Raw genomic sequence first — 15,144 nt, forward strand, 5'->3', positions numbered from 1 at the left:
AGTTTATTTTAAATTATTCCAATACCACTCAACAGCTTCTTTTAATCCATCTTGTAAAGAATATTTTGGATTGTAGCCTAGTACTTTTTTTGCTTTTTCAATACTTGCCAGCGAATGTGGAATGTCGCCAGCTCTATTTTCTCCATAAACAACTTGAACGTCATTTATCTTTGGATCGAATTCAGATAAATATTCTTTTAAATATTTAACTAAATCATTTAATGTGTTTCTATCTCCGAACGCTGTATTATAAACAGAATTAACTGCTTCTGGATTTTGACTCGTCATTGCCAGCTCATTCATCTGAATCACATTATCTATATATGTAAAATCACGAGAATAATTTCCGTCACCATTAATTATCGGACTTTCGTAATTCATGAATTGCATGACGAATTTCGGTATTACAGCTGCATAAGCTCCATTGGGATCTTGCTTTCTTCCGAAAACATTAAAGTAACGCAATCCAATTGTTTCTAATCCATATGTTTTACTGAAGATTTCAGCATATAATTCATTCACATATTTAGTAATAGCATAAGGAGATAATGGTTTTCCAATTACCTCTTCTACTTTTGGCAATCCTTCAGAGTCTCCGTAAGTTGAAGAACTAGCAGCATATACAAAACGTTTTACTTTTGCATCACGAGCCGCAGTAAGCATATTTAAAAAACCAGAAACATTTACATCGTTTGTAGTGATAGGATCTTTTATTGATCGAGGAACAGATCCTAAAGCTGCTTGATGCAGAACGTAATCTACTCCTTCAACAGCCACATTACAATCTTCAAGATTTCGAATATCTCCTTCAATTAATTTAAAATCAGGATTATCTAAAAAATCTTTTAAATTATGGCGATGCCCAGTCGAAAAATTATCTAAACAAATTACTTTATGACCACATTTTAAAAAATACTCCGTCAAATTTGAACCGATAAATCCAGCTCCACCTGTAATTAAAATTATATTTTTTGCTGTGTTTTCCATTAACCAAAAGATTAGCTTTTTCTAAATCTATTTAAAAGTGTTTGCCAAAAACCAATTTTCACTTCCTCTTCATGATAACCGTTTGAATAAGCACCATAGCCATATCCATACCCGTAAGCTGTACCGTATTTAGCTTTATTTTCATAGCCATTTAATACAATACTAACATTATTTAATTCTCCACGCTTGATTCTCGTATTTAGCAACGTAATCATTTCCTTTTTGGTATAATTCTGTCTAACAATATACAATGTTACATCTGCAAACTGAACTAATTCTAATGAATCGGCAACTAAACCGACTGGAGGTGTATCCAAAATTACATAATCATACTTCTGCTTTAATTCATCAATTAATTCCTTCATAGCATCACTTAATATAAGCTCAGAAGGATTTGGCGGAATTGGACCAGAAAGGATCACATCTAAATTTGGAATTTGAGTTGAATTGGTAATTTCCTCTAAACTATTTTGCTTAATTAAATAATTAACAACTCCTAAAGGTGTTGTCAATTCAAACTCATCTGCTAATCTAGGTTTTCTTAAATCTAAACCAACAATTACAGTTTTCTTTTCACTTAACGCAAAAACTGTTGCAATATTTATAGAACAAAATGTTTTTCCTTCACCACTAATTGAAGAAGTAATCATTAAAGTTTTTGATCCGCTTACTTGTTGTTTTTTATATAAAAACTGAAGAGAAGATCGTATTCCTCTAAAAGCCTCAGAAAGAGCAGACTTAGGTTTATCGAATACCGCTAAACTTTTTGAGTCTTTATTTATACCAATTACTCCAAGCAATGGTATTTGAGTTAATTTACTAATATCTTCTGTATTCTGAATAGAATTATTAATGAAGAATATTGCAAAAACAAACAATAAAGGAATTAAAGTCCCTAAAAATAGAGCCATTACATAATTCACAGAAGTTTTAGGCCCAATTAAGCCTCCTCCAATATCTTTTGCCGGATCAATAAAATGGATATCTGATAAATTAGAAGCTTTTACAATTTCTGCTTCATTTCTCTTTTGAAGAAATTCAGTATAGATATTATCATTTAAATCATATTTCCTTTTGATTTTAAGCAGTTCTTGCTGTTCAGCAGGAAGTTTTCGAACAGTGCTTTCTGCTTGGCCAATTTTCGCATTTACTAATGACAAATCATAAAGTAATGACGTTTTTGCTGTCGCAATATTCTCTTGAAGCACATTTTTTACAGCTTCCATTTGATTGTCAAAATCTTTAAAGATTTTTTCACTTTTTACAGCATAAGCCATTTCTGATCTTTGAGTGGAAAGCGCAATTAACTTTGAAACACTCGCGACAATATTTGGATCTTCAATTCCTGCTACTGAAGGCGCTGGTAATCTAGAATAATCATTACTGCTGTTTAAATATGATTTTAACGAATTGTAATATGCTATTTTTCGAGTTACTTCATCTTTCTCAACATCAAAATTCATTATTTTGTCTGAAACTTTAGAACCGCCATCTTCTATTTGAAAAATGTTTTTATCTTTTTGAAAAGATTTCAGTTCATTACCAGTTTGTTTCAACTGGGATTCCATCGCAACTAGAGTGCTATCAATGAATCGAATAGTATTTGTTGCAAATTGATTTTTACCATCTAACTGAATTTTGATAAGCATTTTCACAGTCGAATTTAAATAATCAACCATTCTAGCTTTATTTGTTCCCTGCATCGACAATGTCAGCAATGAACCACTTCCTTTATCACCTTCAACATTTATTCCTCTATATGCGGCCACAGTTCCGTCAAAATCATTGAATTTGACAAAATATTCTTTCCCTTTATAGAAACCTGGATTATCGTTTATTTGAAGTTTCCAGTTTAAGAAAGGAAGATTAACATGTTCTCCTACTTTATATCTTTTTGAAAAATTTCCCGGTTGTACAGAAGTATTGCTATAAGTATTTGTACTATATGTAATTAAGGAAACAGAATTACCTTCAAACGGAATTTGAATTTGATATTCATTTTCACTCAAGAACTTAATGCTTATTAATGTATTGGCTAACTGTCCTTTTGATTTATCAATATCTATATAAAAAGGAACAGCTCCATAAGAATCAATAAAATTATATTTTCCCTGCTCTAAATAATCGATATAAAATTGCAGTTTGTCAACTACCAATTCATTATGAGATCTCGATTTTAGAATAGTAGAAATTCCATTTACCTGATCTGAGATTCCCCCCCAGTTAAAAACTAAACTTGTATTTGAAGTAAAAAACGGATTACTTTCTTCTTTAATAGAAATCATAGTCTGCATTCCGTAAATTTTCTCTTTACGAATGTTTACTTGATAAGCTATTGTAAATGCAATAATTAAACTAATTAAAAACCATTTCCAATAACTGGCAATTTTTAACAAAAATCCCTTAAAATCAAAATTGGAATGATTCTCAAAAATGGAAAAATCTTTAATATCTAACATTTTCTAAATCTTTTAATTTTTGATAATAAGATAAACTGTTGTTGCTAAAGATAACAATGTAATGATGGTTCCAATTGACTGTATACCTGTTTGACCAGTTCCCCATGTTTTTTGCCTTAACGGTTTTACATAGATATAATCGTTTGGCTGTAAATAATAATAGGGTGATTTCATCACATTTATATCTGTTAGATCAATATCGTTCATTTGCACACCTGTGGGCGTTTGACGAATTACAGTTACTGACTTTCTATTACCTACAGTAGTAATATCTCCAGCATTGGCAATAGCTTCTAGAATAGTTACATTATCTTTAAATAATGTTTTTGTGCCTGTACTTCCAACTTCTCCGTTAATTGTATATCGAAATCCTGCTAATTTTACGGTAACAAAAATATTAGCTTCGCTTTTGAAATATTCTTCAAGTAATTTCTTTTCAATTTTTACACGAACTTCATCAAGAGTATAACCAATTACATTTATTTCCCCTAAAATTGGCATTCTTATATTTCCGTGATCATCAACTGTAAATCCGTCAAAATATAGACCAGATTCCGATTTTGAGGTTTGGGCACCATCGACCGTATTGGTTGTATTAAAAATAGAAACCAACTTGGGATCAATTGCTTTTATAGTAACACTTAAAACATCATTAACCTGTAATCTGTATGGTTTTGATTCTACTGCAGCAATAGAACTCTGCTCACTTGAAGTACTTTTATCCTGAAGATAAACTAAATCTTTAATCGGAATGCAAGACGTAAATAATACCGAGATTAATAAGAATAGATAAAAGCTGTTTTTTGTCATTAGTCTAATTTTAGCACAAATATAGTTTTTCCTTTAATCTATAGAAAAAACGTAATTATTATTTGGGGGTTAATTATTTTTAAAAGTTTTTTCGAAAGGAACTCTGTGTAAAATACTTCTTCCTAGTGTTACTTCATCAGCATATTCTAACTCGTCTCCAACAGATATTCCTCTTGCAATTGTTGAGATTACAATATCCGAATTTCCAATTTGTTTATAAATATAAAAATTCGTTGTATCTCCTTCCATTGTTGAACTTAGAGCAAAAATAATTTCAACCACTTTCCCAGATTTCACCTTTTCAACCAAACTCGAAATATTTAGCTGATTTGGCCCAACTCCTTCAATAGGTGAAATTTTCCCTCCAAGGACATGATAAATTCCTTTAAACTGGCCAGTATTTTCTATCGCCATTACATCTCGAATATCTTCAACAACACATATTGTCTCATGATTTCTAAGATGATTGGCACATATTTCGCAAATTTTAGTATCAGAAATATTATGACAGCTTTCGCAAAACTTAATATCCTCACGCATATTTAATAATGCTTGAGACAAAAAAGAGGTTTGTTCCTTGGGCTGTTTAAGCAGATGAAGAACTAATCGAAGTGCTGTACGTTTACCAATTCCTGGTAATTGCGACATTTCGTTAACCGCTTTTTCAATTAATTTTGATGAAAATTCCATGACGACAAAAGTAATACTTTTAATGGTTTAGCTGGCATTGGTACAATTAAATTGAATACCAATAAATACTGCAAATTAATTATAAAACAATATCTATTTGATCAAAGTGAATCTCGTTGCAAAGTAAACCGCTAAGTATTTTAATATTGATTTGTTGCTAATAAAACCAGTGTACAAGCTACTTCTACTTGAATATCATTCAATTCTAATAACTGATATAATTCTGGATTTTCAGTTCCTGGATTAAAGACAACTCTTTTTGGTTTTGCTTCAATTATATAATTATAATAATCTCTCTGACGACCTGGATTCAGATATAAAGTAATTGTATCAATGTTTTTTACTGGTATTGCTTTAGTCTGAATTTTTACTCCGGCTACCTCTCCTGCTTTTTGACCAATCGCTAAAACAGAATGTCCTTTTCCTACGAGCATATTTACAGCTCTGTATGAATAACGCTCTGGATTTGTCGATGCTCCTATAACTAATGTTTTTTTACTTTTCATTGTTTTCATTTAGATTGCAAAAGTAATCAAAAAGAACCATTTAATCTTTATGTCTTTGACTCAGAATCAACAACAATTAAAAACATTATCCTAACATTATTTCTTATAAAAACATCAAAAAATAACTACTTTTACTTTATTAACCCAAACCAATATGGAATTATTTATTTACTTATTTGCTGCTTTGTTCTCTGTACTAAACCCAATTGGAACCGTACCTATTTTTGTCGGACTAACCCAACACGATTCACAAAAAGAAAGATCCCGAATCTCACTTTGGACTGCTATTAATGTTTTCATAATATTATTGGTTTCCTATTTCATAGGACAATATGTATTGACTTTTTTTGGAATCAGCATTGATGCTTTAAGAATTGCCGGCGGAATTGTTATTGTGAATTCTGGCTTTTCTCTGCTCTCAGGAAAATTCAATAAAAAACGAGGAATCAATAAAAAAATTGAAAATGAAGCACAACAAAGAAATGACATTGCTCTAACGCCTTTAGCAATTCCGATGCTTGCTGGTCCTGGTTCAATGTCACTTTTAATTGCTTTTTATCAAGAACACCATGAAATCCATGAAATAATAATTTCATCATTGGCTATATTAGCAATTGCAGTAGCAATTTTTGTAATACTAAAAAGCGCTCATTATTTAGCTAGAATTCTAGGAGCTTCTGGTATAGTTGCTATTTCTAGAATTGTTGGTTTTATAGTAATTTCAATTGGAATTCAGTATATCGTAAGTTCAATAGTAAATATTATCAAAGGAAATTTGATGTAAAAAAAATATAATTGAAATAAAAAAGGGATAAAATCATATTTTTGATTTTATCCCTTTTTTAATCTTTTATGTTTCTAACTTCTAGGCAAGAAAACTTCAGCCATCATACATCTGGCACTTCCGCCGCCGCAAGCCTCGATTGTATCTAAACTTGAACTTAAAATTTCAGCATGATTTTCTAATTGAGCAATTTGCTTAGAAGTTAAACTTTGATGCGCCGACGCACTCATGACAATATAGCGCTTATCATCGTTTCCTCTGACTTCTAACATATTTCCAGCAAAATTATTTACCTGGGCTTCGGTTATTAAAATGATTTCTTTCTGATCCTGTTTAAGATTATCCAGAACCATTTTACGTTCTTTTTTATCGTCAATACAATCTGCGCAGATAACAGCAAAAGTCTCGCCCAGACACATCATTACATTTGTATGGTAAATTAGTTTACGCTCGCCGTCAACAGTCTGAAAAGCTTCAAAAATTACAGGGGCATAATCAAAATCTTCACAGAATTCTATAAACAATTCTTCATCTGCTCTTGGCGATAAGGCGCAATATGCTTTTCCATTGGCTCTGTCTAATAATAAACTTCCTGTTCCTTCTAAGAAAATACCATCTTCTTCTGCAGAAGTATAATCCATTATATTGGTGATCTCGAATCCTTTTTCTTCTAGAGTATCTAAAATATCTTCGCGGCGTTCCTGGCGGCGGTTCTCAGCAAACATTGGGTAAAGCGCAACATCGCCATTTTCATGAAATGAAACCCAGTTGTTTGGAAAAATACTATCCGGGGTATCTGTTTCTAAAGTATCTTCAATAACCGTTACATCAACGCCAACAGCTCTCAGTTTCTCAACAAAAGCATCAAATTCCTGCTGGGCTTTAGCGTTAACGGTGCTTGGCAATAATCCGTCTAATACTTTTTGGTAATAATTATTTACAGCCGTCTGCTCATTCATTCTAAAAGCAACTGGACGAATCATTACGATTGCATTTGTTGTTTGTCTCATTTTATTTATCTTTTTTGTTTCAGGTTTCAGGTTTCAAGTTTTAATCGTGAAACCTGAAACTTGAAACTTATTTTTCTAGTCTCTAATTAATGGAAGTGTTGAACATCTCAATAAACCCTCCTGCTTTGCAATTTCAGCATACGGAATTTCTTCCACAGTAAATCCGTTTGAACGAAGCCAGTTATTTAATCGGGTAAAATTTTTCTCAGAAACCACAATATCTTTATCAATCGAAAATACATTGGAAAACATATTGTACATTTCTTCTCTTTCGATATGAAATAAATTTTCTTTCCCGAATAAATTTACCAAATACAGATAATCTGCTTCTTCACGAAAACCTCTTTTATAAATTATTCCTTTGTCTTTTCCAACCGGCTGAAAACAACAGTCTAAGTGTAATGCATTGTCGCGGGCTTCTAATTTGGATTTAACCAGATCAAATTCTTTTACAATTTTACTTGGAAATAATTCTTTTATAAAATTGACGCCATGCATATTTGTTCTTGCAGTTATATAATCTTTATAATCGCTTCCTTTATAAGTACCTATAAAAATATGATCATTCCAGAGCATGACATCTCCGCCTTCGATATGAACTTCTTCCGGCGGACGCACGACTTTTAAAGGATCTATTTGATCAATTACATATTGAATGGCATCCAGTTCACGCTCGCGGTCTGGTAAAATATTAGATTTTATAAAAACATCATCAATTACAAATCCAATATCTCTTGCAAAAATCTGATTGTAATTTTCTATCAATTCGGGGCGGTAAACAGTTACATCATACTTTTGAAACACAGCATTAAAAGCATCCATTTCAGCAGTCATATCTTTTTCGATAGGATATGTTCCTGCTTTAATATGTTCCAATGATTTAGGATCATAGGCTTCTTCTATAGATGGAGTCGGCCCATTATGAACGGCAGAACCCAAAACTACGGCACGCAGTCTTGACGTTTCGTTCTTTACATTTAATTGCAACATAACTTTATTATATTTTGGACAAAGATAAAAAAAGCTTCACAGTTAAGTGAAGCTTTAGTTTTTTATTTATTCGACTTAAAGTCTCTTAAAGGGTGTCCTGTGTAAATTTGTCTAGGTCTTCCAATTGGCTCCTTGTTTTCACGCATTTCTTTCCATTGAGCGATCCAACCTGGTAATCTTCCAATTGCAAACATAACAGTAAACATGTCAGTTGGAATCCCTAAAGCTCTGTAGATAATTCCAGAGTAAAAATCAACATTTGGATATAAGTTTCTTGATTTGAAGTAATCATCTTCAAGAGCTGCTGCTTCTAATTTTTTAGCAATTTCCAAAATCGGATCTTCAACACCCAAAGTTTCTAATACTTCTTTAGCTGCTTTTTTGATGATTTTTGCTCTTGGATCAAAGTTTTTGTAAACTCTGTGACCGAATCCCATTAAACGGAATGGGTCATTTTTGTCTTTTGCTTTCGCCAAAAATTTATCAGTATCACCTCCGTCTTTGTTGATTTCTTCCAACATTTCAAGAACTGCCTGATTTGCTCCACCGTGAAGAGGCCCCCAAAGTGCAGAAACCCCAGCAGAAATTGAAGCAAATAATCCAGCGTGAGAAGAACCTACCATTCTTACTGTAGATGTAGAACAGTTTTGTTCGTGATCTGCATGAAGAATAAATAATTTATCTAAAGCATCCACAACTACTGGATTTGCTGAGTAAGGTCCTGTAGGTAATTTAAACATTAATTGCATAAAATTATCAACATAACCAGTTGTGTTATCGTAATAATTTAATGGATATCCCATAGATTTTCTGTATGTCCATGTAGCAATTACAAGAAATTTACCCATTGTTTTACAAATGGCTTCATACATTTCTTTTTCGTTATCAACATTTACAGCTTTAGGATTAAATGCTGTTAAAGCACTTGTTAAAGCAGATAAAACGCCCATTGGGTGAGCTGTTTTTGGAAAACCATCTATGATATTTTTCATCTCTTCGTTTACCAAAGTATGTTTTTTAATACCATTTTCAAACTGCTCTAATTCTTGAGCTGTTGGTAATTCTCCAAAAATCAAAAGATAAGACACTTCTAAAAAACTAGCTTTCTCTGCCAAATCTTCGATTGAATATCCTCTGTAACGTAAAATTCCTAATTCTCCATCTAGGAAAGTGATTTCGCTTTTACAAGATCCAGAATTTTTATAACCTGGGTCAATTGTAATAAAACCAGTTAAATCACGTAATTTGTTAATATCGATAGCTGATTCGTTTTCACTTCCTGTGATTACCGGAAGTTCAATCTTTTTACCATCTATTTCTAATGTAGCTATTTTTGACATAATATCTTGGAAATAATTCTTTAAATAATAATTTACCAAATCTAATGAATTTAAGACTAATTAAAAAAAGAATACTGCTATGAATTTGTTAAAAGTCCAAAAAAAACCATCTGCAAAAACAGATGGTTTCATTTCAATATATAACTTTTATAATTATTTGATTTTAAAAGCATTTAAACCAGGAAAATATGCTGTACTTCCTAATTCTTCTTCGATTCTCAATAATTGGTTGTATTTCGCCATACGGTCTGAACGAGACGCTGAACCAGTTTTAATTTGACCACAGTTTAAAGCCACAGCTAAATCTGCAATTGTATTGTCTTCAGTTTCTCCTGAACGGTGAGACATTACAGATGTGTAACCAGCATTTTTCGCCATGTTTACAGCTGCAATTGTTTCTGTTAAAGTACCAATTTGGTTAACTTTTACAAGGATTGAATTAGCAATTCCTTTTTCAATACCAGTTGACAAACGAGCAACATTTGTAACAAATAAATCGTCACCTACTAATTGTACTTTGTTTCCAATTTTTTCAGTTAAATATTTCCATCCATCCCAGTCATCTTCATACATACCGTCTTCGATAGAAATAATTGGATATTTAGAAGCAAGGTCAGCTAAATAATCAGCTTGCTCTTCAGAAGTTCTGATTTTTCCAGTTTCTCCCTCAAATTTTGTATAATCGTATTTACCGTTTACATAAAATTCTGAAGCAGCACAGTCAAGAGCAATCATAATTTCGTCACCGAAAGTATATCCAGCTTTTTCAACAGCAAGTTTGATTGTATCTAAAGCATCTTCGGTACCACCAGCTAAGTTTGGAGCAAAACCTCCTTCATCACCAACAGCTGTACTTAAACCTCTATCATGTAATACTTTTTTCAAACTATGGAAAATTTCAGTTCCCATTTGCATAGCATGTGTAAAAGAAGTTGCTTTTACTGGGAAAATCATAAACTCTTGAAATGCAATAGGAGCATCAGAGTGAGAACCACCATTAATGATGTTCATCATTGGAACTGGCAATGTGTTAGCAGAAACACCACCTACATATCTGTATAATGGCAGACCTAGCTCGTTAGCAGCAGCTTTTGCAGCAGCTAAAGAAACTCCTAAAATTGCATTAGCTCCTAATTTAGATTTGTTTGGAGTTCCGTCCAAATCAATCATTAATTGATCGATTGTGTTTTGTTCGAAAACAGAAGTTCCAACTAATTCTTCAGCAATAACAGTATTTACATTATTCACTGCGTTCAAAACACCTTTACCTAGATAAGCTTTACCTCCATCACGTAATTCAACAGCTTCGTGCTCTCCAGTTGATGCTCCAGATGGAACAGCAGCTCTACCTAAAACTCCATTTTCAGTTACTACATCAACTTCAATAGTAGGATTCCCTCTAGAATCAAGAATTTGTCTTGCGTGAACTTTAATTATAATACTCATTATTTTTGTTTTTTATTAATAAATTATATTTTTTTTCCGAAATTATAAAAATATTTAATACTATAAACGCATTTTAGTTATTAAACACCTTTATTTATTAACTACATCGTTTTAGACCCAGCAAGTTTAATATTCTCTACAAATTGATCAAACAAGTATGAAGAATCATGTGGTCCTGGACTAGCTTCTGGATGGTATTGTACTGAGAAACAATTCTTATTCTTCATTCTCATTCCTGCAACTGTATCATCATTTAAGTGTATATGAGTAAGCTCTAATTCAGGGTGACCTTCTAAAGCTTCTCTTTTTACAGCAAAACCATGATTTTGAGAAGTAATTTCACCTTTCCCTGTAATAAGATTTTTTACTGGATGATTTATACCTCTGTGCCCGCCAAACATTTTATAAGTTTTCACTCCATTAGCAAGTGCAATTACCTGATGCCCTAAACAAATACCAAATAAAGGTTTATCATCAGCAATAATTCTTTTTGCTACCTCGATCGCACCAAAAAGCGGATCCGGATCACCAGGTCCGTTTGATAAGAAATAACCATCAGGATTAAACCCTGTTAAATCTTCGTATGTTGAGTCGTATGGGAAAACTTTAATATAACAATCTCTTTTCGCAAGATTTCTTAGAATATTCTTTTTAATTCCAAGATCAAGTGCTGAAATTTTATATGTAGCATTATCATCTCCTACAAAGTATGGTTCTTTTGTAGACACTTTAGAAGCCAATTCCAGTCCTTCCATATCAGGAACATTTGCTAATTCTTTCTTCAAGTCTTCAACAGAAGTTCCATCTGTACAGATAACTGCATTCATAGCTCCATTATCACGAATATAACTAACAAGAGCTCTGGTATCAACATCAGAAATACAAATAAGATTTTGTTTTGTAAAGTAATCTTCTAAGCTTCCAGAAGCACCTTCTCTAGAATAGTTAAAGCTAAAGTTTTTACAAACTAAACCAGCAATTTTAACGCTCTCTGACTCTACTTCTAAATCATTGATTCCGTAATTACCGATATGCGGATTAGTCGTAACCATTATTTGTCCGAAATAAGAAGGATCAGTAAAAATTTCCTGATATCCCGTCATTCCAGTATTAAAACAAACTTCACCAAAAGTTTTACCGCTAATTCCGATAGATTTTCCGTGAAAAATTGTTCCATCACTAAGTAATAAAATGGCGCTTTTTCGTGTTGTGTATTTCATTATTTAATTTGTATTGTTTTTTATCAAGTTATAAAACCAAAATCATGGTTTTAAATGTAATTAGAAATTTTGCAAATTTACTTCTTTAAAGAAGCCCTTCCAAGATTTTTTAAAACTTTCACTCATAAAAATAAAACCTATTATTTTAAATATGTTACACTTTTGAGGTTTCAAAAAATCAAAAAAAAAGGATAAACTAAAAATTAGTTTATCCTTTAATATTATAGAATGATTACTTTCATAATTATTCAGAAGCTTCAGTAGTCGTTTCTGATTCAGCAGCAGGAGCTTCTGGAGTAGCAGCTTCTGCTTTTTTAGCTTTACCACCACGACGGCTTTTTGCTTTTTTAACTTCTTTTTTACCTCCGTTGTAAAGTTCATTGAAGTCAACAAGTTCGATCATTGCCATATCAGCATTATCTCCCAAACGATTTCCAACTTTAATGATACGAGTGTATCCACCTGGACGGTCTCCAACTTTAGCAGCCACATCTCTGAACAAGTCAGTTACAGCATATTTGCTACGTAGGTATGCAAAAACAATACGACGATTGTGAGTCGTATCTTCTTTTGATTTTGTGATTAAAGGCTCAACGAATTGTTTAAGCGCTTTAGCTTTAGCAACAGTAGTGTTAATACGTTTGTGCTCAATAAGAGAACAAGCCATATTAGCCAACATAGCTTTTCTATGTCCAGTCTGTCTGCTTAAGTGGTTGAATTTTTTTCCGTGTCTCATGACGTGTTTTTTTTATCTTCATCTTGCTACAATCCACTATGGAGAGCAAAATATGAAGTAAATTATTCTTTATCTAATTTGTATTTAGCTAAATCCATTCCGAAAGTTAAATTCTTCACTGCAACAAGTTCATCAAGTTCAGTTAAAGATTTTTTACCAAAATTACGGAATTTCATTAGGTCATTTTTATTGAACGATACTAAATCACCAAGTGTATCAACTTCAGCCGCTTTCAAGCAATTTAATGCTCTCACAGATAAATCCATATCAACAAGCTTAGTTTTAAGCAATTGTCTCATATGCAATGACTCTTCATCATACGATTCTGTTTGTGCAATTTCGTCAGCCTCAAGTGTAATTCTTTCATCAGAAAACAACATGAAATGGTGAATTAAAACTTTAGCAGCTTCAGTAAGAGCATCTTTTGGATTAATAGATCCATCAGTTTTAATTTCAAAAACCAATTTTTCGTAATCTGTTTTTTGCTCTACACGGAAATTTTCGATTGCATATTTTACATTTTTTACCGGAGTAAAAATAGAATCTGTAAAAATCGTTCCAATTGCAGCATTTTGTTTTTTGTTCTCCTCAGCAGGAACGTATCCTCTACCTTTTTCGATTGTTAAATCGAAGTTCAATTTGATTTTAGAATCTAAATTACAGATAACAAGGTCTGGATTCAAAACTTGAAAACCTGAGATAAATTTTTGAAAATCACCTGCTGTTAATTGATCTTTACCAGAAACAGAAATAGTAACTGATTCATTATCGATATCTTCAATTTGACGTTTGAAACGTACTTGTTTCAGATTAAGGATAATTTCGGTAACATCTTCAACAACACCTGAAATAGTAGAAAACTCATGATCTACACCTTCGATACGAACAGATGTAATTGCATAACCTTCTAATGCTGAAAGCAAAACTCTTCTAAGTGCATTACCAACTGTCAATCCGTAACCAGGTTCCAAAGGTCTAAATTCGAATTTACCTTCAAAATCGGTTGAATCGATCATGATAACTTTATCGGGCTTTTGAAAATTAAATATTGCCATAAATTTCGACTAAGTCAATTATTATTTGTTGTACAACTCTACGATTAATTGTTCTTTAATGTTTTCTGGAATTTGAAGTCTCGCAGGTACAGAAACAAAAGTTCCTTCTTTAAGATCATTGTTCCAAGTAATCCATTCATAAACATGACTTGAATTTGATAAAGAACGTTCGATAGCTTCTAAAGATTTAGATTTTTCACGAACTGCAACTTTATCACCAGGCTTAAGGTGGTAAGAAGGAATATTAACAACCTCTCCATTTACAGTAATGTGTCTGTGAGAAACGATTTGACGCGCACCTCTTCTAGATGGAGCAATTCCCATTCTAAAAACAACATTATCTAATCTTGCTTCGCATAATTGTAATAAAACTTCACCAGTTACTCCTTTAGTCGCTGATGCTTTTTCGAATAAATTTCTGAATTGTTTTTCTAAAATTCCATAAGAATATTTAGCTTTTTGCTTTTCCATTAACTGAACAGCGTACTCAGATTTTTTTCCTCTTTTTTTAGCCATCCCGTGTTGTCCAGGTGGGTAATTTCTTTTTTCGAAAGATTTATCATCTCCGAAGATTGCCTCGCCAAATTTACGAGCGATTTTGGTTTTAGGACCAGTATATCTTGCCATTTTAAAAAAAATTTTAAGGTAGAAATTATGAATTCAGGTCTAATCCTTCGATAATTTATGTTCTACCTTGTTTATACTATAAAAATAAAAAATTAAACTCTACGTCTTTTTGGAGGACGACATCCGTTGTGAGGCATTGGAGTAACATCGATAATCTCTGTAACTTCAATTCCACCGTTATGAATAGAACGGATAGCAGACTCACGTCCGTTACCTGGTCCTTTTACATAAACTTTCACTTTTTTAAGTCCTGCCTCAAGTGCTACTTTAGCGCAATCTTCTGCTGCCATTTGAGCTGCATAAGGAGTGTTCTTTTTAGAACCTCTGAAACCCATTTTACCAGCTGAAGACCAAGAGATAACTTCACCTTTCTTATTAGTCAAAGAAATAATAATGTTATTAAAAGTGGCAGAAATATGAGCCTCACCCGTTGATTCAACGATAACTTTACGTTTTTTTGCAGTTGCTTTAGCCATATTACTTA

Annotated in this window: 15 protein-coding genes; 1 reads left to right on the forward strand and 14 read right to left on the reverse strand. The window is 32.5% G+C overall.

Annotated elements, in window-relative coordinates:
* Positions 1–3: 3 nt before the first annotated feature.
* From QMG60_RS01760 to QMG60_RS01780, 5 genes are all read right to left on the reverse strand, one after another.
* A complete protein-coding gene (locus QMG60_RS01760) occupies positions 4–987 on the reverse strand; it encodes an SDR family oxidoreductase (protein ID WP_134142199.1) in 984 nt (327 codons plus the stop codon).
* Between the two features lie 11 nt (positions 988–998).
* A complete protein-coding gene (locus QMG60_RS01765; protein ID WP_281866706.1) occupies positions 999–3,446 on the reverse strand; it encodes a tyrosine-protein kinase family protein in 2,448 nt (815 codons plus the stop codon).
* Between the two features lie 12 nt (positions 3,447–3,458).
* Positions 3,459–4,256 carry a polysaccharide biosynthesis/export family protein gene (locus tag QMG60_RS01770; protein ID WP_281866707.1) on the reverse strand — a complete coding sequence of 266 codons (798 nt, stop codon included), beginning with the start codon at positions 4,254–4,256 and terminating at the stop codon, positions 3,459–3,461.
* Between the two features lie 69 nt (positions 4,257–4,325).
* Entirely contained in the window at positions 4,326–4,946 is a 621-nt protein-coding gene (recR, locus tag QMG60_RS01775; RefSeq protein ID WP_057114912.1) for a recombination mediator RecR, read from the reverse strand.
* Positions 4,947–5,086: 140 nt separating this feature from the next.
* Complete coding sequence (locus QMG60_RS01780) at positions 5,087–5,452, reverse strand: CoA-binding protein (RefSeq protein WP_057114987.1); 366 nt, start codon at positions 5,450–5,452, stop codon at positions 5,087–5,089.
* A gap of 154 nt (positions 5,453–5,606) precedes the next feature.
* Between QMG60_RS01780 and QMG60_RS01785 the strand changes: the two genes are divergently transcribed.
* Positions 5,607–6,236 (forward strand): MarC family NAAT transporter, encoded by a 630-nt coding sequence (locus QMG60_RS01785; protein ID WP_057114913.1) that lies wholly within the window; start codon positions 5,607–5,609, stop codon positions 6,234–6,236.
* A 74-nt stretch (positions 6,237–6,310) separates the two neighbouring features.
* On the opposite strand, the gene QMG60_RS01790 is transcribed toward QMG60_RS01785, so the two are convergent.
* From QMG60_RS01790 to rpsK, 9 genes are all read right to left on the reverse strand, one after another.
* A complete protein-coding gene (locus QMG60_RS01790) occupies positions 6,311–7,246 on the reverse strand; it encodes an arginine deiminase-related protein (RefSeq protein ID WP_281866708.1) in 936 nt (311 codons plus the stop codon).
* 75 nt (positions 7,247–7,321) lie between these two features.
* Entirely contained in the window at positions 7,322–8,236 is a 915-nt protein-coding gene (locus tag QMG60_RS01795) for an amidinotransferase (protein ID WP_281866709.1), read from the reverse strand.
* Between the two features lie 62 nt (positions 8,237–8,298).
* Positions 8,299–9,576, reverse strand: a complete 1,278-nt coding sequence (locus QMG60_RS01800) for a citrate synthase (RefSeq protein WP_134142853.1) — start codon at positions 9,574–9,576, stop codon at positions 8,299–8,301.
* A gap of 153 nt (positions 9,577–9,729) precedes the next feature.
* Entirely contained in the window at positions 9,730–11,022 is a 1,293-nt protein-coding gene (gene eno / locus QMG60_RS01805) for a phosphopyruvate hydratase (protein WP_057114915.1), read from the reverse strand.
* 101 nt (positions 11,023–11,123) lie between these two features.
* Positions 11,124–12,242: a glutamine-hydrolyzing carbamoyl-phosphate synthase small subunit gene (carA, locus tag QMG60_RS01810; RefSeq protein WP_281866710.1), complete on the reverse strand. Its 1,119-nt coding sequence runs from the start codon at positions 12,240–12,242 to the stop codon at positions 11,124–11,126.
* Positions 12,243–12,486: 244 nt separating this feature from the next.
* Positions 12,487–12,978 carry a 50S ribosomal protein L17 gene (gene rplQ, locus QMG60_RS01815; RefSeq protein ID WP_057114917.1) on the reverse strand — a complete coding sequence of 164 codons (492 nt, stop codon included), beginning with the start codon at positions 12,976–12,978 and terminating at the stop codon, positions 12,487–12,489.
* Positions 12,979–13,040: 62 nt separating this feature from the next.
* Positions 13,041–14,033: a DNA-directed RNA polymerase subunit alpha gene (locus QMG60_RS01820; RefSeq protein ID WP_008464329.1), complete on the reverse strand. Its 993-nt coding sequence runs from the start codon at positions 14,031–14,033 to the stop codon at positions 13,041–13,043.
* Between the two features lie 21 nt (positions 14,034–14,054).
* Positions 14,055–14,660, reverse strand: a complete 606-nt coding sequence (rpsD, locus tag QMG60_RS01825; RefSeq protein WP_008464326.1) for a 30S ribosomal protein S4 — start codon at positions 14,658–14,660, stop codon at positions 14,055–14,057.
* 92 nt (positions 14,661–14,752) lie between these two features.
* Positions 14,753–15,136, reverse strand: coding sequence for a 30S ribosomal protein S11 (gene rpsK, locus QMG60_RS01830; RefSeq protein ID WP_026727866.1), 384 nt, complete (start codon positions 15,134–15,136; stop codon positions 14,753–14,755).
* Between the last annotated feature and the right edge of the window lie 8 nt (positions 15,137–15,144).

The sequence above is a fragment of the Flavobacterium sp. GSB-24 genome (assembly GCF_027924665.1).
Taxonomy (GTDB): domain Bacteria; phylum Bacteroidota; class Bacteroidia; order Flavobacteriales; family Flavobacteriaceae; genus Flavobacterium.

Bases quoted from the DNA above. Each gene is read 5' to 3' on its own strand.
- QMG60_RS01760 (WP_134142199.1), bottom strand. From the start codon at position 987: ATGGAAAACACAGCAAAAAATATAATTTTAATTACAGGTGGAGCTGGA.
- QMG60_RS01765 (WP_281866706.1), bottom strand. From the start codon at position 3,446: ATGTTAGATATTAAAGATTTTTCCATTTTTGAGAATCATTCCAATTTT.
- QMG60_RS01770 (WP_281866707.1), bottom strand. From the start codon at position 4,256: ATGACAAAAAACAGCTTTTATCTATTCTTATTAATCTCGGTATTATTT.
- recR (WP_057114912.1), bottom strand. From the start codon at position 4,946: ATGGAATTTTCATCAAAATTAATTGAAAAAGCGGTTAACGAAATGTCG.
- QMG60_RS01780 (WP_057114987.1), bottom strand. From the start codon at position 5,452: ATGAAAAGTAAAAAAACATTAGTTATAGGAGCATCGACAAATCCAGAG.
- QMG60_RS01785 (WP_057114913.1), top strand. From the start codon at position 5,607: ATGGAATTATTTATTTACTTATTTGCTGCTTTGTTCTCTGTACTAAAC.
- QMG60_RS01790 (WP_281866708.1), bottom strand. From the start codon at position 7,246: ATGAGACAAACAACAAATGCAATCGTAATGATTCGTCCAGTTGCTTTT.
- QMG60_RS01795 (WP_281866709.1), bottom strand. From the start codon at position 8,236: ATGTTGCAATTAAATGTAAAGAACGAAACGTCAAGACTGCGTGCCGTA.
- QMG60_RS01800 (WP_134142853.1), bottom strand. From the start codon at position 9,576: ATGTCAAAAATAGCTACATTAGAAATAGATGGTAAAAAGATTGAACTT.
- eno (WP_057114915.1), bottom strand. From the start codon at position 11,022: ATGAGTATTATAATTAAAGTTCACGCAAGACAAATTCTTGATTCTAGA.
- carA (WP_281866710.1), bottom strand. From the start codon at position 12,242: ATGAAATACACAACACGAAAAAGCGCCATTTTATTACTTAGTGATGGA.
- rplQ (WP_057114917.1), bottom strand. From the start codon at position 12,978: ATGAGACACGGAAAAAAATTCAACCACTTAAGCAGACAGACTGGACAT.
- QMG60_RS01820 (WP_008464329.1), bottom strand. From the start codon at position 14,033: ATGGCAATATTTAATTTTCAAAAGCCCGATAAAGTTATCATGATCGAT.
- rpsD (WP_008464326.1), bottom strand. From the start codon at position 14,660: ATGGCAAGATATACTGGTCCTAAAACCAAAATCGCTCGTAAATTTGGC.
- rpsK (WP_026727866.1), bottom strand. From the start codon at position 15,136: ATGGCTAAAGCAACTGCAAAAAAACGTAAAGTTATCGTTGAATCAACG.